We start from the raw sequence: 21,792 nt of genomic DNA on the forward strand, positions 1-21,792 counted from the left end.
TGAAGACAGGATGTCGCCGGAAGGCACAAATAGGTCCCTGCATCTGCCTGGCGATCTTCTTGCTGTCGGTGAAAGAGGGCGCCGCACAGTCGGAGCCAGAGAGTCCTCTGTTTCGCTTTAGCGGCAACCTGACGATCACCGGGGATGTGTACACTTTCTCCACGTCACCTGATGGATCGGAATCCCCTCGAAGGCCCGCAAATCTCTGGCGCTTGATATTTTCTCCTGTCATTTCCATAGGCGACGTGGTCACATTGCCATTTTCCATCATGGTGAATTCTAGGGAGACAAACACCGTCACGGGCTCCGTGGCCACGCCCACTTTTATTCAGTTCCTGCAGAATCCGGCGAACAACCTTGGCATGCTCAGTTTTACGCCGCGTGTCGGGTGGGCGCAGGCGGCGCTCGGCAGCCACGTGCCCGCGTATTCGGAACTCTCGACCGGGGACGAACAAATCTTCGGGCTTGGTCTCGACCTTACACCGGGATCGTTCCGTTTCGCGGTGAATGGGGGAACCGCGCAGCGCGCCATCGAACCGGATTCCGTCAGGGGAGTGCGGGGTGCATATGCACGTCGGCTCTACGCCGCGAAGATCGCCTATGGCGAGGACGACGAGACACACGTCGATCTCAATGTTGTGCGGGCAAAAGACGAAATCGGTTCCGTGAAAAGGAGGCCGGATGGCATAACGCCGCAGGAGGGACTGGTCTTGAGCACAAATTTTCGGATCATCTTGTCCGATGTCTCAAGCCTTTCCGGAGAGATCGGCGGTTCCGCCCACACGCGTGACATGGACGCCGACCGTGCAAATGTCGACAGCCCCGTGCCCGAGGGCGTGTTCAAGCACCGCATCTCCACAGGAACGGATATGGCGGGGACGCTTGCGTACGATTATCGAGAGAAGGTCTGGGGAGTCAAGATCGCGTCGAAGTACATAGGGGCGGGATACTTCTCGCTTGCATTTCCTTTCATGCAGCCCGACCGGCTCGATGTGCTTCTCGCCCCGTACCTCAAGCTTTTTGAAAATCGTCTGAATATGAACGGCTCTGTCGGATACCGCCGGAACAATCTCTCCGACACCAAGGCGAGCACGTCGCAGCAGCTCATCGGTTCCTTTAATGCCTTCGCAATGGTGAGCAGCAATGTGTCGGTCAACGCGCGGTACGCGAATTACGGTATCCGGAACCGCATGCAGGTCGACACGCTGAAGATCGACATGGTGACGAATTCGTTCAGCATCTCCCCGACCGTCACCATCCCGACGGACGTGATGATGCATACCGTCACACTCAGCTTGTCGCTCGACGCCTTCAACGAAGTCAACACGCTGACACGACGGGAGGCCACGAACAACACGCGGAGCATCATGGGCATGTACATGGCAGCTCTCACGCGCATTCCGCTCTCTGGCACACTGACGGTGACATCGATGACCAACGATGTTCCGCAGGCGGAGTTGAAGCTGCTGAGCGTGTCTGCAGCAGCGAGTTACCGTCTTTTCGAGGATGCAGTGCGTCCATCGCTGACATGCACCTGGTCCCGCAATTCGATGGCTGCGTTCACTCCGGACGAGCAGCTCCTCGTCCGTCTCGGCGCGGAATGGAGCATCATGCCGTCGGTGACGCTGACACTCGCGGCGACATCGAACAGTTACCGCTATGGATCGTCCCGCCCGAGCGTCTCTTTCCGTGAGACCTTTTTCGAAACAACGCTTGGCACCACATTCTAACAGAGCCGGTTTGCAGGAGTGATACACACCATGACACGAACCAGACTGTACATCTTCCTCCTTTGCGCATTTCTGTGCACGGCTCTTGCTCCCTCGCAGGAGCTTGCCATCACCATCACCGTATCGCCACGTCCCGATCCCGCTTTGAGCACTTGGAAAACGAGGCAGGAGACAGTGATCATGACGGTGACGAATAAAGGAAGTGCATCCGTCTCGGCTCGAATCCGCTGCGCCGTTCTGAAGGACGGCGATCGTGTCGCACAGACAAATGATGCACGAATGCCGGTCATGAGCTTCCCTGCCGGTGTATCCATGTATCATGCGGACAAGGTTATCCCATTCGATGCAGTGGACTTCTACGGATCCGCGAAGAATACCGCCGTGCGAACAGGAATGTTGCCGGAGGGAGCGTACGAGTTATGCGCCGTACTCATCGATGCGAAGGCCAACTGGATCGGCACTGAAGTTTGCACGGGATTCATGCTCACGGACTATCAACCCCCGGTGCTCCTTACACCGCCGGATGCGTCGGTGTTGCGACCGGACGAGCGGCCGGTATTCCGTTGGACCCCGGTCGCGCCGCAGCCGGCGTACATCGTCCGATATCAGGTGCTCGTGTTCGAAGTGCTGCAGGGGCAGCGCCCCACACAGGCACTGCGTGTGAATAGACCCATCCTCGACAAGACATTGCAAGGCGCAACCGAACTCGTCTGGCCGCCGGAATATCAACTCCCGGGGCGTGTGGAAAAGTATGTGTGGACCGTTCGTGCGTTGGACGACAGGAATCAACCCGTCGGTATGGACAGGGGATACACAGCGGGATACGCGGAGCCGTTTGGATTTTCCGTTACACCTTCTACTGCCGTTACCGCCACCTGGCCCAGCATGAATGTTTACGGGGTCAACGATGACGGGATAAAACGGAAAAACCAAGAAGCGATCTTGAGCAATTCCACCACTGATGTTACAGCAGCGCTCACGAATCTTCGGTGGCTGGAGGAGCAGGAGAAAAGGACCTACGATGCCACTGTACTCTCCTCCCCCCCTCACGATACGGTGCCCTCGGGAGAATGGCAACACGTCTCATCAATGAATGTGTATGGAGTCAATGACGACGGCATCAAACGTCAGACGGAAGGGAAAAAGGACCTTCTGCTCATCGATGCAACCGCTGACGGGACAATGCAGGGTGGCGAACTGAAAAAGAAGCCAAAACCTGACGGAGGACCGAAATCGGAGGAGTTTGTTGTCATCACGGGTACAGCGGTTGCATGCACCAGCGGCGACGGAGTCACTTTGCACGCGACTTCAACTCCAGCGCACCCCGCGAACTGCACCGAGAGTCCAACGTGGTATGGCGCCGGGACGATGCTGCCCGTGCTTACCAACTCGTGGGATCTGGCGTTTTCTCCTACAACAGCGGGATCGTACAGTTTCACCGTCCAATGTCCCGCGCATCCGTCGATGTCGCAGGTTTTCACTGTGACAGTGACTCAGGGTCAGATCGCTCCGTATGTCACATGGTGGGGGCCAGAGATAATGAACCCTCCGTTTCAAGGCGATACGTACCTCATTCCCTGTGGTCAAGCCATCAAAGTGCTGATGTTTTATCCCGGGGTGACAGGGCATCCACTCACGCATACCTGGAGCATCCTGAGTGGTGCGGAGTGCATGACCGACGTGCTGGTGCACAACAACATGTTGAAGGCGAAATGCACAACAGGAGCGGGCTGTGGTTGTGCAATAGAGCTGTTATATACAGTGCGCGATGTCAACGGGTGTATCGGAAAAAAGACCTTGAAACTTACATGCAAACCCTAGTTCGTGATACCCAAGATCTGACTGAGGAAGTGTGATGAACATACCATTCGTTTCACTGTGCGCGCTTCTTGTTGCGGTTGTCATCCCGTCCGGTCTCGGCGTACAGGCCCAAGGCCGCATCAGTATGACGTTGAACGTCGCCGCAAGGCCCAGCCCGTACGTGTCGGACTGGTCCTCTCGCAGGGAGTATGCCTCCATCAGCGTGATCACAGGACCCGGTACTCGCGCTCAACAGGCGCGATTTAAAGGCGAGCTGTACGCTGACGACAAATTGCTTGCGCGCACGAAGCAGAACGAGATGCCTGTCATAACACTGCCTTCCGGACCCGGCTCGCAGGTGTACTTCGCCGAGAGCATGTTCCCTCACCGTGCGATCGAGTTCATAGGTGGAATCGACGCAAACGTGGTGAAGACCGGCATGCTGCCCGCGGGTACCTACCGTTTATGCCTTGAACTGGTGAGTGTGGACGGGCGCACGCAGCTTGCGGAAAACGCGCCGGTTTGTGCGCAGTTCGTACTCACGGATTACGAGTCGCCAATTCTGCTCATTCCTGAGAACAACGCGCAGGTGAATCCCGCGGAACGGCCCACGTTTCGATGGACCCCTGTGACGCCGCAACCACCCGGGGTGGTGCGGTACACAGTGTCTTTCTTCGAACGAATCGAAGGACAGTCGCTCTCGCAAGTCCTGAAGCAGAAGCCGCTCTATGAGAAGGACGTGGTAGGTATGACACAACTTCCATGGCCGCCTGAATTCACGCTGCCGGCGCGTGTGAAACAGGTCGTGTGGACGGTCCGCGGTTTCGACGACAAACGCGCGCCGCTAGGCGCGCGGCAGGGGTATGCGGAGCCGTTCGCTTTCATGTGGAGTGAGACACAAGGTACTGCGACAACTCGGATCGCCGGTAACTGCGGATCGGGCGCGTACGTGTTGGCCACGCCCGCGGACAATACACCGAAACTGACGAACGGTACGGCGACGCCAGCCGCGGAATTCGTCGGGCAGAAATTGACCATTGGTGATTTCTCCATGTTCGTCAAGACAGATGCTACCGGTGCATCCAACGGCTTATCCGGATCTGGTATTATCGTTGTCCCGTGGCTGAAGGCACCCTTTGCAATGAAATTCAGCGGGATAAAAATCAACACACTGAACCAGGTTTACGAAGGCAGTGTGAAGGCCGAGATGTATGGGCTGGCCGTACTCCCTCCGTTGGTGACAACGATGTTCGGGATAACAGAGTCGAATACCGTCCCGACGCCTCCACAATCGCAGCAATGGCAGGTCGGTATGTTGCGCGATATGCATGATTGGTTGAAAGAACCAACAGGCGGAGTCGGAGATCAATTGGCGCTGCTCATGACAACCTTCGACGCGGAAGATCTCGAGAGCTGCAATACACATGTTCGGCATCTCCCGTTCGGTTTGGATACGGAAGCTGGCTGCACCATCGCTATATGCGCTCTCGAGTTCACGCCAACCGGAGCCACCGCGGCGGCAGCCATCTACTTCCCGCTGGCGGATTTCACCGATCAAGGACTTGGATGTCGCGCCACGAATATTCCCATAGATCGCAACGGACCGTCAACAGCATCCGGGACGCTCGGTCTCATCGGGGACATCGAATTCTCGAAAGGAATTTCCAACGCACTTTCAGATGATCCGAACGAGAACACTTTCACCTTTGCCTTCAAGGGAGCGGGAACTTCAATCAGTTGGGATTGCATGGGTTTTGCGAATCTGCATGTCGAAATGGACATCCTGTTCCCACGCGCGTGGCTGATTCCGATCGATCAGACCCAGACGCGTGCACGCATGACTGCGAGCTTCGATGTGGAGGATTGGGATAACTGGATGGTCGACGGACTCTCTCTCTCCCGCGCGGCCATTGTGAACAGCGGAGGGCTCGAACTGGAGATTCAGAACGCGACGATTGACCACTCGACGACGGCGAATACAACAGTATTTGACTGGTCACAGTTTGTCCCTGGAAGCGTCCCTATCACGCCACAGTTCACAGGCTTCACTCTTGCTGAAGCGAGGCTTTACCTGCCGGATGCATTGCGAAAATACGACGCACCGGAGGAGGAACTCTCAATAAATGTGTCGAATGTCGTGATCTCCGAGACGCTCGGATTCACGGGGGAAATTGTGATCGGAAATATTCTTCCTCTCGACAAGGGGCATGTCGGGGGCTTCGCAGGCAGCATCGATGAAGGCGTCGTACAGTTCCTGAATGGGAGTCTGAGCAGCGCCGCGATCAGTGGCAAGATCGTTCTTCCTGTGTCCGACGTGCCATCGTCAAGCGATGATCCGACGGGAATAGCCTACCTAGCCACCTGGGATTCGCAGACAGGAAATGCGACCGCCGTCCTGACACCATCGGGACAGATATCTGCACGCTTGTTCCACGGTGCAACGATGGCGCTTGACGAAACCAGTAATCTCGCGTTCAGTCTTTCCATGCCGGTAGCCCTGTCTATGAACATTGACGCGACAGTCGGGTACGGCTTCAGCATTGGATCCCAGAACAGGTGCCAGCTTGATATGTCTGCCCAGGTGCAGTCGATGCAATTGGTCGTAACTCCTGATGGTTCCGTGACGTTCAATCCGGGCGTCTGGACAGCCGTCGCAGGAGGACTCGATTGGTTCCCGTTTTCTCATGCTGAAGATCCGATATCCTATTCACCACCCGAGTCACAAGCGCCAACTCCTGGAGCTCTCGCTGAGGGCGACATTCTCATTCCCATGAAGCTGGCGCTCGACGCGTTATCTATCACTGCGGATCTTACATTGAAACTTGGGCTGCTTTTGAATCAGGAATCGTTTGGTCCGCTCCGTCGAATGGTCCCCGGATTTCGTGATATCACTATCCCGCAGATTGAAATATCACTCAATACGGCTGCAGTGTCTGCGCAGTTGACATTATCGCATTTTGAGGGCGAAGGAATGTGGGGCAGGGGATTCTCCGCTTTCGCGGGAGTGACCTTCCGTCCGCTCGACAATCTGCAGCTCGAAGCTACAGTGATGTTCGGAACTACATCCCATGCTCTATCCGGTGGTGAGTCCAACGCGTTGCCATATCGCTACTGGTATGTCGCGGCCTCTGCGGTGCACCCACCCGGTTATCCCTTTATGTCGGGTCTTGGTATATATGGCGTGGGCGCCGGTGCGTGGCGTCATCTGAAAATGCAGGCGTGCCCCGAACCTGCCTATCCAACTCCGTTTCCGCCACCTGACATCGGCGTTCAGGATCCCATTACCCTTGGGGCGGTCCCGGATCCAAACACGGATTTTGGATTCTTCGCAAAGGCCACAATCGGGACGTGGACAGGAATCAGCAGTTCAGAATCACCGCAGGATCGTCCGTTCAACGCTGATGTGTGCATCGAGGGGCATTTTAATGATGGTTCGCTGAGTTATCTCAGTTTGGACGGCCAGTTCTGGGCAGGCCTCGAGATTGCCAGGAGGGTAACACAGCCGGATGATGCGCCTGTGCGGGGATTTGTTGATGCAGATGCGGAGTTTGCGGGTGGGCAATTGAAGAAATTGACTATGGACGTCAGCCTTGCTGTGAACATCGCCGCAGCATCTGGCACTCTATCCTTGCACACCGGTGTTCCTCCGGCACAGCTCTCTTTTGAGATCAATCGCTACAATAATCCCGCAACCTGGTTCTTCAAGTTGGGAAGACCTCAGAACCCGAACACGTTGTATCTTGGGTCAGGGACCGCTGCAAGCATCTGGCAGTACCTCGAATTCGGCAACGCTATCGATGTAGTGGATGCGTTCCAGCCACACACTGTCACGGGACTCATTATGGCTCAACGAGATCCGCAGACGATGATCATGAACATGCCGACACCGTTGCCATCCGTCTCAACTGGGCAGGGAATGCTGCTTGGAGTGGGCCTCTCGTTCAACTGCATTTCGGAGGCGAAACAGATAGTAGGCAATACCTACGTTCAAGGGATTTTATCAGGAGGATTCGAAGCAAATGCCTCCATGCTGAAGTATGCGGCGAATCCCTGCGGTACAGGACCTTTCGGCTGGCACGACTGGTACTGCCGAGCACGCTTTGCTGTCTGGCTCAATGCGACCATAGGTACGCTCGATGGAGCTGACGATAATACCATCGATCCTGATTTCATGATCGCTTGCGCTGCATGGGCAAAGGGGGGATTCCCAAATCCATCTTGGGTGAAGGGAAAGCTCCTCGGGAAGATTAAGATTGGGCCGATCGAATACAGCTTCGAGCTGCCGTGGAAATGGGGGCATCCGTGTGAACCGCCCGGTCCGCCGGGAAGCGGCGGCACTGGATCGCTTGATGACGAAGCATTCGAAGGTCCGCAATCTACTCTCGGTCAGGTGGGAGAACTCATCGGTGGCAGCTCCCCCGCGAATAACATGCAGAATGTGAGCACGAATTGCGGCATCGCTGTGGAATTTCCCTGGCAACTCGGCGAACCTTTCACGATCACGGGGCTGAACCCACGAACAATGTCAGAAAACATTACAATGCGTTATCGCTGTGTACTCCAATCTGCGACACTTGAAAGATATACAGGTAATCAAATGCCCGGTTGTATGTCGATCCAGCCCGGCAATCCACCGACGTACACAGTGACACACGGTGCGGTGGATCAGTATGGTATGACGAGTTTTCTGTACACACCTGCTCCGCTCGCACAGGGAACATGTTACATGTTTACAGTAACGGTTGCATTGCAACAGGAAGTACCATTCGGGTCAGAACATTGGGCGCAGGTGAATCTCCCTGACGGAACACCTTGGCGGGAGATTAGAACGATACGGTTCAAGACGTCGGGACCTCGAGGAAGGGAATTAGACCTCAACCCTGTTCGTGACCTGCAACTCACACCGAGGCAGCCATGACACAGTTTAAAATGCCCACGGGCATGTGTGTTGTCTCATCGCATATGAGCGGTACGTTACGCACAGTGACCAGCATTTGTATCGTGACATTATTCGCCATCTGCAGCTCAACACACGGAATTCACGGCCAACGGCGTGTGTCCCGCCCTGCTTCCGATACGACGTCCGGCATTGTGGTCGTCGCACGTGCATCAACAACACAGATATTTTTACGCTGGATGCCCTCCGGCGTGGAAACATTTCGATTGGGCGCCGCGCAGGGGTACATCGTGGAACGCGCAGAAGTCGTCCGGGGCAAGCCCGAGCCGTTTGTCATATTGACTGGTACACCCATCATGCCATGGAATGAGGCGGTGTGGGAGCGTGAACTAGATGCTGGAAGGCGCGACACGGCGAATTATTCCTACGCGAAACTCGCACACTCGTTGCTCGCAACTGAACGCAAGGGTGCTCCACCGCAGCTTGACATCGCCGGAGTGGAAAAGGATGTGCGCACAATTGCAGAGTTGCGCAAGCAGATGAACAACCGTCTCGTATTTCTGCTAATGGCTGCGGACCTGCGTCGCGAAGCGGCTTTTGGGGCGGGACTTGCCCATATCGATACAACTGTCAAGGAAGGAAGGGAGTACGTATACCGTGTCTCGATAAGCAAGCTCGCTTCCGCGTACCCCATGAAGGCGGGAACCGTTCGTGCTTCAGCCCGCCGCTTCTATCCCGCAATTAACACACGCACCATCACAGCACAAGAGAATGATGGCAGCATTCTTCTTGAGTGGCCGAAAGATACCGACCACAGCAGCTACCTGATCGAACGTGCGCGCGAGGGCATGCAAGATTTTAAACGGTTAACCTCTCTGCCATACCTCACTATGCGGAACGATGCTGGTCCTCTTGACGGGAATGGGTATCTCGATTCCTCCATTACGAATAATGTGAAGTACCGATACCGTATATTCGGCAACACGCATTTCGCCGATCACGTATTGTTGGGCGAGGTGGTTGCGATGGGCCGGGATCGCACACCACCTCATCCGCCACGCATGGTGAAGGCCCGGACTTTTGGGACAAACCGAATTCGCGTGTCATGGGAGCACGAACAGTCGCAGCATCCAGATTTCGCCGGTTATGTCATCGGACGCGATACGGCGGTGAGAGGGAACTTCACCGCGGTACACGCCGGCATTCTTCCGCCATCAACAACTTCGTTCATCGATTCCACGTTCCGTAAAGCGAGGAAGCTCTATTACATGGTGAGACCTGTCGATACAGCGGGCAATCTCGGAACTTGCATGCCCGTGTCCGCGCTAATCATCGACACCATCGCGCCGGCAATCCCTGTCCCAATCAGCGCCAACATGGCCAAGGATGGGGTCGTCACCATTACCATTCGGCGCAACACCGAAGAGGACCTTCTTGGGTATCGTCTATTTATAGCGAGCGATCCCGCGCGTGAATTTGCGATAGTTAAGGAGACGTTCCGCGACAGCGCCGGACGCGTTCGCAGGGATACTGTGTTCATCGACAGCGTCACTCTTCGATCGCTGTCTCCGTTCGTATATTATCGGATATCGGCACTTGACGTGAATTTCAATCAGTCCCCGCTATCCGCAGCCGTCGCCGTTCGCCGGCACGACATAATCGCCCCCGTGGCGCCGGTCGTGAAGTCCTTCCGTGTTACAGAACGAAGCATCGTAGTGACCTATGTGCCGAGTTCGAGTGTCGACACACGTAGACACAATGTGCTCCGCAGGCAGGGTAGGGACACAACGTGGAGGTGTATCGCTGCTCTCTCAGCTCGCGACAGCACCTTCATGGACACCACGGTGCAGCGAGGCGTTATGTACCAATATGCTTTAACCGCATCCGACAGCGCAGGCAACGTCTCACTTCGCTCAAACAGCATCTCCGGTCGCCTGTTCGATGCAGGAGTGAGGCCGGCTGTCACACATGTCACAGCACGATTCGACTCCACGACACGGCGGGTGACGCTTGGTTGGGTTCGTCCGACTGAAGTCGATATGCATGAGCTGCTTATCTACAGATCAATCAATGGATCACTGCCGAGAGTTTACGCGGTACTTACGGATATGAAGAAGGATGCGTATATCGACACTCGCGTCAGCTTCGCGAGAGCAGCAACATACCGGATTATTCTTCGCACAAAGGACGGCGGCACCTCGCCCTTTTCCGATTCGGTATCGGTACTCATTCGCTGACCGCTGTCAGTTCCGCGCCTGGTGATCATTGGCCCGGCGTATGGCATTTGCCTGCTGTGTGCACGATTCAGTGTTCTACCTCCCCGGCTTCTCCATCCGCAGCACCCACGCGTTCTCACACGGCGGCTTCGACCGTAGCGCCTCGGGTATGTACACCTTCATTCCCGGGCCATCGGCTTCCCAGCGCAGCGGAGCCGTGTGACCAAGTAAATACACGGCGCTTCCCGGTGCGGGCTGGAATGCGCGGATGGTGATGGTGGCGGGAAGTGTGTGCTCGTTCTGTTCCGTCAGATATATGGCGTGAATGGTCCCATCCTTCGCGCGCGTGAAACAGATGTTGGATTCCTTGTACGGCGCGACAGGGCGTGTGCCATATATCGCCTCGCCGTTGATGCGCAGCCAGGCCCCGATATCGCGCATGCGGGCGTAGGCGTCCGGCGCCAGTTCGCCTTCGGGACTGGGCCCGATGTTGAGCAGGAAATTGCCGCCCTTTGCCACGATGTCAACCAGCAGATGGATGAGTTTACCCGCGGGCTTGTAGGTGTCGGTCGCGACATACGACCACGATGTTGCCATGGTCATGCAGGTCTCCCAGAGGTAGGGAAGGGGCTTCTCCGGCACTTCCTGCTCCGGGGTGCGGTAATTCTCGTAGCGGCCGGGAACGGCCCTGTCTACCACTATCAGACCGGGCTGATGTGATCGTGCCATCGCGGCGATGCGCGGTATCCCCACGTCCTGGTCGCGATTTTTCGGATCCACCCAGCCGCCGTCGAGCCAGAGGATGTCGATCGGGCCGTAGCCCGTCATCAATTCCTCTATCTGCTTGTAGGTGAAATCGCAGAAACGTTTCCACTTCTCCGGGTACTTTTTGATGTTGTAGTTCACGTTCCTGTCCGCATGCTGCCAGTACGGATCCCAGTAATACGGGATATTCCAGTCTGGTTTGGAGAAATATGTGCCGGTCGCGATGCCTTCCGCGCGGAACGCGTCGAAAAGGGACTTCGTGATGTCCGCCCGGGGAGATGTGTGGAACGGGCAGCGTGTCGAGGTGATCTTGTAGTCGGTCTGCTTCGTGTCGAACATGCAGAAGCCGTCGTGGTGTTTGGTGGTGAAAACGAGATAGCGGAAACCCGCATCCTTCGCGGCCGCTGCCCAACGCGCCGGATCGAAGCGCGTGGGATTGAAGGTGGTGATCAGATTTTCGTACGCCTTTTTGTACTCGTTATAGTCCCCCGCATACGGACCCTTCCGCTCGCACCAGCCCTCATCCTCGTTGCACAGACTCCACGATTCCACGATGCCCCACTGCGAGTATGTCCCCCAGTGCATCAGCAGGCCGAACTTCTGATCCTGGAACCATTCCAGCTTTTTAAGGACACGTGGATCCGATTCCTTCTCCTCCGTGCCCTGCGCATGGAGAAAACACACGATGAGGGGTAGGGCAAGGAACGGACGCAGCAGAGCGTGATAGGGCATGGCGGTGTGTGTATACGTGTGTGAAGAGAGGGGGCTGTGGAGGATGGTATAGAACGCCGACGTTCGGTACGAAACCTACCGACGAATACCCGATTCTGCAATGGCCGTGATGCGGTCGGCTGATCCGCCGGGAAATCGTGCCGTGTCCAACACCGGGGCGTGCAGGGTGGCCCGTCTGCCCCCACCCTGAATCGATGTGTATTTGACCTATCGTTTTGTGTGCCGTACACTTGTATCGGACCAACCACACACCCACGAAATCCGGCATCGAGATGAGAGCACATGTTTCCAGTCCGCGAACCGCGGCCATCATGGTTGTTTGCGCCGTGTTCGGCACGCTGTGCCACTCACCCGCTGTTCGAGCGCAGACCAGCCCCTTCGACACGTTTTTTGGGGAGTTCAACGGCGTGGCGATCTGGACCTCGCTGGGCATGAGCGTCCCGCACATCAGCACGCGCCGCATCGACCTCCCGTATCTCGAGTCGTCGCCCGTCCGCTACGGTTTCGAACTGCTGCTGGGTCCGTATCCGTCCGCGCCCGACACGCCGGAGCTGGACAAAGCCGAACGTGTTGCCGACAGTCTGCGCGCGCGCATCGAGTACCTGCGGTACGAGGCCGAACAGGGCGCTGATACGGCAATGGTGAACGTTGCGGCGTCCGCTGCGCGAAAGGCTCTAGAGGGAGCCGAGCGCCGCGTCGAGATTCTTCAGAAAATTGCGGACGAGAACCTTCCGACGCTGCAAGTGGACCTCGGCGTGGGATTTGAATACACCGATTCATTCCGGCCGTTTTCTCCGGACTACTCCATCAAGATGCCCGTGACGGGTTTGTACGTTTCGGCATACGTCAGCACCGATTTTGCAAGCTGGGATGACGGGAGCGCCGGCATCTACATCGGGGGCAATGTCGGGCGCTTCGAGCTGAACGAAGCCGCGGCCTATGCCGCGAGCGGCGGCGCGGAATACGAAGTCTCGGCCTCGACCTACGCCTTCGAACCCATTCTCGGCTGTTACCTCTATTACGCGAGCGGCCGCGTCTCGCCCTTTCTCGAGTTGTCGTACAAATACCTCGCGTTTGATGCCGTGCACTACCGCGACATCGCGGGCGGCGGACCGGCCCTCGGCGCACCTCGCCGCCTCGATTTGAGCGGCGTGTATCTGACGCTGGGCCTTCAGATGGCAAAGAAATAGTCCCGGCCATGGGGATGTAAATGAAACAGCGAAGGTGTGCGGCATGGCTGAAGTGATTCAGCAAGTAGGGGACGACCTCCTGCGGCCATTGCCGCGCGAGGAGGTTGTCAAGGCGGTAGAGCGACGAAGCCCGGCCCGTATCCCGCTTGTGCAAGCCAAATGGTGGGGTGAGGGTTTTGTGGACGTGCATGGAGATGCACTCCGACGTTTCGAATCGTATCCCGATGACGCGGCGTTTCTGTGGGTTCAGCCTGTGGACGTCGCGCGAATGCATCTGTCGTGGGAACCGGACACAGGCGGACCGCTGGACGCGCGCCGCGTGATCGACGACTGGTCGCGCCTCGATGAGTTCATTGACAAGCTCCCTGATCCCGCGCACGATGCGCAGTTCGAGGCCCTGGCGCGCGAAGCCGAACATTATCACGCTCAGAACCGGTATATCATCGTGTCGTGGTGGCGCCTGTTTTTTGAACGTCCCTGGGGCCTGCGCGGCATGGAGAACCTTCTGATGGATTACGCTCTTGATCCGGAACAGGTGCACCGCTTGCACGCGGCTCTCTGCGCGCAGTACGAAGCGTATCTGCATACCGCAGCCCGCCTGCTGGAGCCGGACGGTTTCTGGACAAGCGACGATCTCGGTCATCAAACCGATGCGATGATGAGTGGCGACACATTTCGCGACATGATTCGGCCGTATTACGAACACATTGGCCGGGTGGCGCGTGCACACGGCATGCACTGGTGGCTGCACAGTTGCGGGAACAACACCTCGCTGCTTCCGCAGCTCATCGACGCGGGAGTGGACGTCTTTCATCCCGTGCAGAAGGGAACAATGGATCCGGTCGCGACTGCAGCAGCGTACTCCGACCGCATCGCGTTTTGTGCGGGCATCGATGTGCAGCACCTGCTCCCGCACGGAAGCGTCGACGACGTGCGCAGGGAGGTCCGCGCGCTCATCGACATCTTCGACGGTCCTTCTGGCGGCCTGTGCCTGGCCGCCGGGAACGGCATACTGCCCGGCACGCCGCTCGAGAACATACACGCCTTCCTCGAGGAAGCCCTGATCGCCGGAGCGGCGCACAGGGCGGGTTCCGACCGCTAACATCCGAATCCCGTATACCGTACAGGGAATGACGGGGGCGTATTACGTCCTTGCATCCATATATGTATAAGCATATATTAGAGCAAGCATGTAACTGTGAACGCCTATATACAAGGATTACGCATGTCCCTTCCTCACGTGATTCTCGGATTCCTGCACTACGCTCCTGCGTCTGGATACGATCTCAAAAAAACTTTCGACGCCACGGTGCGGCACTTCTGGCCGGCGGACCAGAGTCAGATCTACCGCACGTTGACACAGTTGTCGGCGGACGGGCTCATCGATGTCACAGAAGTGGTGCAGACGGGAAAACCGAACAAAAAAATCTACTCCATCACCAAAACGGGCGAAAAGGAATTGCGAACATGGCTGCGTGCACCCGACACTGGCGGACCGCTGCGCAACAGCGCCCTCGTGCGTGTGTTTTTTCTCGGCAATCTCGAGAACGAAACCATACTCGGCATGCTCGAGCACGCTGAGAGTGGTCTGCTCGAGGAAATACGGCGGTATGAGGCGGTGCCTGCCGAAGTGGACCGAGATGCGGCATTTCCCGTGTCAAAACGTGAACGCTTTTTCTGGATGCTGACGCTCGAGTACGGGCTCGCGATGGCCCGCGCCGAGCATGAATGGCTCCAATCAATACAGAGGCGGATCACGAAGAAGTCGTATAAGAATGTGTTTGCGCCCCGGAGGAAGAGAGGGGGGAGGGAACCGGGTCGGTAGATGGGTAGATGGTAGATGGCAGATGGGTAGATGGTGGATGGGTCGTGGGTGTACAAGCGATATTTCAACAATGAAGAAGGTGAGTGCTGTGAAAACGTGGATGCGGATGGTGCTTCTTGTTATGTGGGGATGCGGGATGCCGATGTATATCGTGGATGCACAGAATGTGGATGCCGCGGTTGAGCCGCGCGGGAGTATATCCGGCGAGGTGTATGACGCGGAGACGCGCGCACCGCTCGCCGGCGCAAATGTTGCCGTGACGGGACTCCCGCGCGGGGCGATGTGTGACGCGGCGGGCAGGTTCACCATCGCGGATATTCCCGTCGGAGTGTACACTGTGAAGATCAGCTATATCGGTTACCATACGCACGGTGTTCCCGATGTTGTCGTGCGTTCGGCACGCACGACGCAACTGCGCGCGGAACTCGTGCCGTCGGCTCTTCAGGCCGCCGAGGTGGTGGTGCAGGCGGGCTATTTCGAACGGGAGAACGACTTTGCCGTGTCGAGTCTCTCGCTTTCGGGGGAGGAGATCCGCCGCGAGGCAGGTACGGGAGGTGATATCAGCCGCATCATCGCGTCCTTCCCGTCCGTCGCCAAGGGTAACGATACCCGCAACGACCTTGTGGTGCGTGGCGGCAGTCCTATCGAAAACGCCTTTTATGTGGACGGCATCGAGGTGCCCAATATCAACCACTACCCGCAGTTCGGCGCATCCGGCGGCGCCATAGGAATCCTCAACATCGACGCCATCGCCGATGTCGATTTCTCGGCGGGCGGCTTCTCGCCGCGATATGGCGACCGGTTGAGTTCTGTGATGAACATCTCGCTGCGCGATGGCAGCAGCGAGGATATTGATCTGCAGGCCGACCTGCATTTCATGGGCGCGGCTGTGCAGGCGGAGGGACCGCTGCCCGCGGGCGCGGGTTCGTGGTTCATCTCCGCGCGGCGGAGCTGGCTCGATTTTCTGCTCTCGACCTTTTCCGACGAAGTGCCAAGCGCCATTCCCGTCTATGGCGACGTGCATGCCAAAGTGGTGTGGAAACCGGCCGAGGGCCACACGTTCTCGCTGCTGAATATCTTCGCCGACGACGCGTCCTTCAACAATCGAGACGATGCGCGGGAAACGGGTGAAAACTCCTACGGGCGTCTCAACAGCACACAAAATACCGCGGGTGCCGGGTGGACCTGGATCTGGAGTGCGGGCGGGTATTCCCACACCACGCTCGCGCACTCCTCGATGCGTTTCAATCAATGGTACAATGCGACAACCACCGACACAAACATCTTCCGCAATCGATCGGCGGAAGGACGCACAGCCCTGCGCAGCACAACAGTCCTTCGACTTTCCGACAGGCATGGCATCGAGGCGGGATTCGATGTTGTGTACACACGCAGCGCGCTCGACGCCGTGTACGGGAGTACAGCGCCGCCGTCGGGAAACGGGGGCGGCCTCAGCGGGGAGTATACACAATGGCGCGGAGGCTTGCATGTACAGCATACGTGGAAGGTCTTCGAGGCGTTGACCTTGGCGACCGGGCTGCGGCTCGATCACAGCGGCGCAAACGACGAGACGACACTCTCGCCGCGTCTTTCACTGCGGTGGGACGTCGACGCCGTGACATCGCTGACTGCCGCTGCGGGACTGTATACACAGGCGCTGCCGGATATTCTGCGCGCGCAGGATGCGGCCAACGGCTCACTGCCGTCAGCCCGGGCGTTACATTGGATTCTCGGTTTATCGCGCCTGCTCGGAGACGACACGCGCCTTCTGCTCGAAATCTACCTCAAGGAATACCACAACATGCCGGTCGATCCTTCGGCGCCCGCGCGTTTTGTGCTTGATGATCTCGCGGTACACTCCGACTACTTCGGGGCGTCGGGAGCGCTGACGAACAACGGACGCGCGCGCTCGTACGGCATCGAGTGCAGTGTGCAGAAGAAACTGATCCACGGGATCTACGGCACCGCCAGCGGTTCGTGGTCGCGCAGCACCGGACGCGCCGCCGACGGTATCTGGCGCCCGCGTGCGTACGACAATGTGTACGCACTCGCGCTGCTGGGCGGCTGGCGCCTCGCGCGCGACTGGGAGTTCAGCGCACGCTGGATACTGGCCGGCGGATCTCCCTACACGCCGTTCGACGCACAACAATCGACCGCCGAAGGCCGGGGCATACCCGATGCGGATCGTATTCAGACCGAACGGCTTCCCGCGTATCATTCCATGAATCTGCGGGCCGATAAACGCTTCTTCTTCGAACGCTCGACGCTCACCACCTTCCTCGCCGTGTGGAATCTGTATGGGCGCAAAAACATTCCCTTCTACCGCTGGAATGAGAGCACCAATCAGGTGGAGGCGCCCTCGCTGTGGAGCAATTCGCCCTTGCCGGTGTTCGGCATAGAGTATGAGTTTTAATCGCGAAACGGGGGACGTGGGAAGGGGATGGAAAGATCCGTGTTGAGAAAGATATAGCAGTACATTATCTTAATCCGTTACAAAGTATGGTTGTGTGTCCAGGTCACAATCTGGCGTGACGGTATCATGGGAGCCGTTTCCGATGAGCACCGTCTGCCCGTTTCATACCAGATGACAGCTTTGGAAGTATGCCCGCACCTCTCCGATGGTATCTTCTGTCCCAAATTCCGTTGCTCCGTACACTCGGCGGATCACTGGCCGTTTTCTGTACCTGTCTCGCGGCAGCGCAGGCACAGGAGTGGACCGTCCTGCGTTCATATACCACACGCGACGGTTTATCACAGAATGTAGTGAATTGCGGACTCCAGGACTCGAAGGGCTTTTTATGGATAGGCACACGCTACGGATTGAATCGTTTTGACGGCCGGGTATTTCGCGCCTATCACCGGCACATCGGTGACAGCACGTCGCTCGTGGATGAGGAGGTGTCTTGTCTCGTAGAGGATGCGAAAGGAGCCATCTGGGTGGGCACTCGTCGCGGACTGTGCGTGTACCAGCGTGGCAACGACCGCTTTCGGCGCATTGAATTCACCACGCACGTTGCGGAAAGGGAACCACGGCCGGCAGTGCTGGCTCTCAACATAACACAAGACGGTGTGGTGTGGGTCGGCACATCGCTTGGTGTCTTCCACGTGCTGCCTGGCAGCATCCGCGCGGTGGAGATGACCGGATTTCGCATACACGTCACTTCCAACTTTGCCATTCATGGAGTTACACCTCTTGATGAACGAAGGACGATTATTGCTTCCAATCGTGGTCTGTTCACTACGCTCGGTATACGGCTGTCGCCAGATGCCCCCATCATCCGATCAGATGTCATGTCATCATCAGCACGATGCGGAGATTCATTGTTGCTGTTTGGCCACTATGGTGATACTGCCCTTGTGGCTTTCGATGTGCGGACGTATGCCGTCGACCCTGTCGCCATAGTGGGTCAGGAACACAGAGTGAGGGTTTGGCCAAAATCCTTCATCAGCACCGGGGAGGAGAATATCATCGCGGTGACAAATCTCGGACTGTTCGAGTATACACGTTTGCTCCGTCGTCGGCATGGTTTGAGCTGCGAGGCGACGCATTTCTTCACCGGTCAGGTGAACGGGGTATTTCTTGACGAGGAAGGGCGGTTGTATGCATGTACCACGCAGGGACTCGTTGTACTCACACACAGCAGACCATCGTATACTAACTTCGCGCTGTTTCCGGACGTGATACGACGCAGGTTCGACAACACCGTGCGCACACTTCATGTGCGGCGCGACGGGACTGTTTGTGCCGGCAGCATTTACGGTCTGCACATCTTGAATTCCCGCAGGTCGTTTGTCTCGTTATGCGCGTCGCACCTCGGTCCGGAGTGGGGGCATGGTTACAACGATGTGGTCAATGGTATCGAAGATACGGGCGGCGACACACTCTTCCTCGCAGGCAGGGGCCTGCGTTCGTATGATGCCAGGACAGGCCACGTGCGGCAGGTCGCGACGGGTTTGTCAAGCAAGGCGGCCACCTGGTGCTCCACGCAGACCGAGTTGGGTCATTTTCTCGGGTCGCTCCGTGGCGGGATATTCGTGCTCGACGGGCGGCATCGTGTCGTGCGTCAACTGGAATCAGAGCGAAACGATCCGCGCACACTCTCGAGCAATGAGATCCACGATTTCTATCGCGATACACGCGGACACATCTGGATTGCAACCAACGGGGGAGTCAATCGGTGGCGACCCGACGACAGTAGTTTTGTGCGCTACGAACATGATCCCCGCAACGCGCGGAGCATCGGTGACAACCGTGTATGGGCAATCATCGAGGATACACGCGGGTGGTTATGGGTGGGGACCTACGGCGGCGGCATTGCACGCTACCGTCCGGCAACAGACGACTTCGAGCGCGTGACCGAGGAGGATGGATTGCCCAGCAATGCCGTCGTTGCCATGGTAAGTGATTTGCGAGGGCGGCTGTGGATCACCACCGAGACGGGACTTGTATGCTACGATCCGTCCAGGAGGACTTGGCGCAGCTTCGAGGAACCGGAAGTGCCGCAGTTTCAGAATTTCGGATTCAAAGCGGCAGCGAGGACAGCATCGGGAGAGCTTGTCTTCGGCAGCGCCGCGGGAATAGTCCGTTTCCATCCCGATTCGCTCCGCTGGGACACACAACCGCCGCGCGTGTTGATCTCCGACGTGCGCCTGCGCGAGCGGAGCATATGTGCGGAGTTGCACGACGGCGACACACTCACGGTGACACACTCCGATAATATGCTCGCGTTCACCTTCGCCGCGCTCGACTTTTCGCACCCGCAACGGAACTGCTACACGTACGCGCTCGACGGTTTCACGCGCGGATGGATCTCCCTCGGCCGACAGCGGGATGCCGTGTTCACGAATCTCGATCCGGGCACCTACGTGCTGCGCGTCCGTGCAAGCAATGCCGACGGCATCTGGACTCCGCGCGGTATCGCGGTCACCATCGTCGTACTGCCTCCACTGCATGCTACATGGTGGTTCCGGCTTCTGATGGTTCTCGCCATCGTGGGCGCGGCCGGGGCTGTCGTATTTGTGCGGTTGCGGATCGTGAAGGACCGCGCGCGTATGGAGCGGCGGGTCGTCGAATCGGAACTGCAATCCCTGCGGCTGCAGATGAATCCGCATTTTATCTTCAATTCGCTGAATGCCGTCCAAAGCTTCATGCTTACAGCCGAATATGCGCAGGCCAATTCGTATCTGACAAAATTTGCGCGTCTCATCCGCACCATACTCGAACACTCGCGCGTTTCCACGGTCCGCATCGGCGATGAGCTGGACTTTCTCTCCTCCTACATGGAACTGGAGCGGCTGCGATTCAGCGACCGCTTCCGATGGGAGATGACAGTGGATGCATCAGTGAATCGGGATCTGTATATCCCGTCGATGCTGGTGCAGCCCCATGTCGAGAATGCGATTCGGCACGGACTCGCACACCGGCACGGCGGTGGATTGCTCGGGATACACGTCGCGACGCATGACGGGCATCTCACCATCACGGTGCGGGATAACGGTATCGGCCGCGCGCGCGCGGCCGCCTTGCGCGAGGAACGCGGAGTGGCGCAAAGCTCCCTCGGAGTGTCCGTCACCGCGGAGCGCCTGGCCATACTCCAGGCACATGGATTCCCAGGCGCCCGTCTTGACATAGAGGATCTTGTCGACGATGACGGTAAAGCCGCTGGCACTACCGTCACTCTTGTGGTGCCTGTTGTTCCACCTCGCGCGCCGCGTATTCTTGCTCGCTGATACCATGAACACTACACTTCATCCATCCAGTACACTCCGCGCCGTCCTCGTCGAGGACGAGCCGCTGTGCCGTGAAACACTCCGAGAACTCCTTGTGCGTGAATGTCTGCAGGTGACGGTTGTTGCTGAGGCCGACAGCGTCGCTGCCGCGGTGGAGTGTATCCCGCGCGCCGCGCCGGATCTCCTCTTCCTCGACGTGGAATTGCCGGACGGCACGGGTTTCGACGTGCTCGAGTACTTTCATCGGGAAAAGTGTCGCGTGATTTTCACCACCGCGCACAACGAGTATGCTGTGAGGGCCATCCGTTTTGCGGCGCTCGATTATCTGCTCAAACCCATTGATGCGGATGAACTTCGTTGTGCGGTCGCGCGTGCGTCGGCACCGCGCGCGACGGCGGTGCCGCGGGATGCGGATGCCGAGGAGACACGCTCGCTCGTGGTCTGCTCGCCCCAGGACGTTGATGCGCGCATCGCTGTCCCGACAGTGGACGGCCTGACCTTCCTCGCACTCCGGCACATAGTCTGGTGTGAGGCGGCAAGCAACTATACCATTCTGCATTGCCGGGACGGCACGCAGCGCACATCGACGCGTTCACTCCACGAATTCGAGGAGCTTCTATCCGCACGCGCCTTCATCCGCATACACCATTCGTACATCATCAACCTCGCGCATATCGAACGCTACGTCAAAGGCCGCGGAGGGTATGTGGTGATGAATGGAGGGAAGGAACTCGAGGTTTCAACCCGCAGGCGTGACGAGTTCCTGCGGCGTCTCGGCGGATAACTCCTGGGCGTTGTACTATGATCAACGCGCGGCAGCCGACCGTTCACCCCCTCGACGCACGACAGTCATGCTGTCGCCTGCATGAATCACCCGCAGTATTGTGTTTTGGTGCACATCGTTTCG

General features: G+C 57.7%; 11 protein-coding genes. 10 read left to right on the top strand and 1 reads right to left on the bottom strand.

Translation table 11 applies throughout. The annotated features are described in order from the left end of the window. Positions 1-269 precede the first annotated feature (269 nt). The 4 genes from HY962_16000 to HY962_16015 are packed head-to-tail and all read left to right on the top strand — an operon-like array spanning position 270 to position 10,664. Positions 270-1,730 carry a hypothetical protein gene (locus HY962_16000; GenBank protein ID MBI5648433.1) on the top strand — a complete coding sequence of 487 codons (1,461 nt, stop codon included), beginning with the start codon at positions 270-272 and terminating at the stop codon, positions 1,728-1,730. A 30-nt stretch (positions 1,731-1,760) separates the two neighbouring features. Next, complete coding sequence (locus HY962_16005) at positions 1,761-3,551, top strand: hypothetical protein (GenBank protein ID MBI5648434.1); 1,791 nt, start codon at positions 1,761-1,763, stop codon at positions 3,549-3,551. Between the two features lie 34 nt (positions 3,552-3,585). Continuing rightward, a complete protein-coding gene (locus HY962_16010) occupies positions 3,586-8,448 on the top strand; it encodes a hypothetical protein (GenBank protein ID MBI5648435.1) in 4,863 nt (1,620 codons plus the stop codon). Further along, the gene (locus HY962_16015; protein MBI5648436.1) at positions 8,445-10,664 is read left to right on the top strand and encodes a hypothetical protein; all 2,220 of its coding nucleotides are present in this window, start codon (positions 8,445-8,447) and stop codon (positions 10,662-10,664) included. Before HY962_16010 ends, HY962_16015 begins: the two co-directional genes overlap by 4 nt. Positions 10,665-10,739: 75 nt before the next feature. On the opposite strand, the gene HY962_16020 is transcribed toward HY962_16015, so the two are convergent. Beyond that, positions 10,740-12,140, bottom strand: coding sequence for an alpha-L-fucosidase (locus HY962_16020; GenBank protein MBI5648437.1), 1,401 nt, complete (start codon positions 12,138-12,140; stop codon positions 10,740-10,742). 272 nt (positions 12,141-12,412) lie between these two features. Here HY962_16020 and HY962_16025 point away from each other — a divergent pair, with 272 nt between their 5' ends. From HY962_16025 to HY962_16050, 6 genes are all read left to right on the top strand, one after another. Beyond that, a complete protein-coding gene (locus tag HY962_16025) occupies positions 12,413-13,330 on the top strand; it encodes a hypothetical protein (protein MBI5648438.1) in 918 nt (305 codons plus the stop codon). A gap of 43 nt (positions 13,331-13,373) precedes the next feature. Then, entirely contained in the window at positions 13,374-14,432 is a 1,059-nt protein-coding gene (locus tag HY962_16030) for a hypothetical protein (protein ID MBI5648439.1), read from the top strand. Positions 14,433-14,555: 123 nt separating this feature from the next. Beyond that, positions 14,556-15,155 (top strand): PadR family transcriptional regulator, encoded by a 600-nt coding sequence (locus HY962_16035; protein MBI5648440.1) that lies wholly within the window; start codon positions 14,556-14,558, stop codon positions 15,153-15,155. A gap of 136 nt (positions 15,156-15,291) precedes the next feature. Next, positions 15,292-17,568: a TonB-dependent receptor gene (locus HY962_16040; protein MBI5648441.1), complete on the top strand. Its 2,277-nt coding sequence runs from the start codon at positions 15,292-15,294 to the stop codon at positions 17,566-17,568. Positions 17,569-17,798: 230 nt separating this feature from the next. Continuing rightward, the gene (locus tag HY962_16045; protein ID MBI5648442.1) at positions 17,799-20,885 is read left to right on the top strand and encodes a histidine kinase; all 3,087 of its coding nucleotides are present in this window, start codon (positions 17,799-17,801) and stop codon (positions 20,883-20,885) included. Positions 20,886-20,889: 4 nt separating this feature from the next. After that, entirely contained in the window at positions 20,890-21,669 is a 780-nt protein-coding gene (locus HY962_16050) for a response regulator transcription factor (GenBank protein ID MBI5648443.1), read from the top strand. Positions 21,670-21,792 lie beyond the last annotated feature (123 nt).

The sequence above is a fragment of the Ignavibacteriota bacterium genome, from assembly GCA_016218045.1.
Classification (GTDB): domain Bacteria; phylum Bacteroidota; class Ignavibacteria; order SZUA-365; family SZUA-365; genus JACRFB01.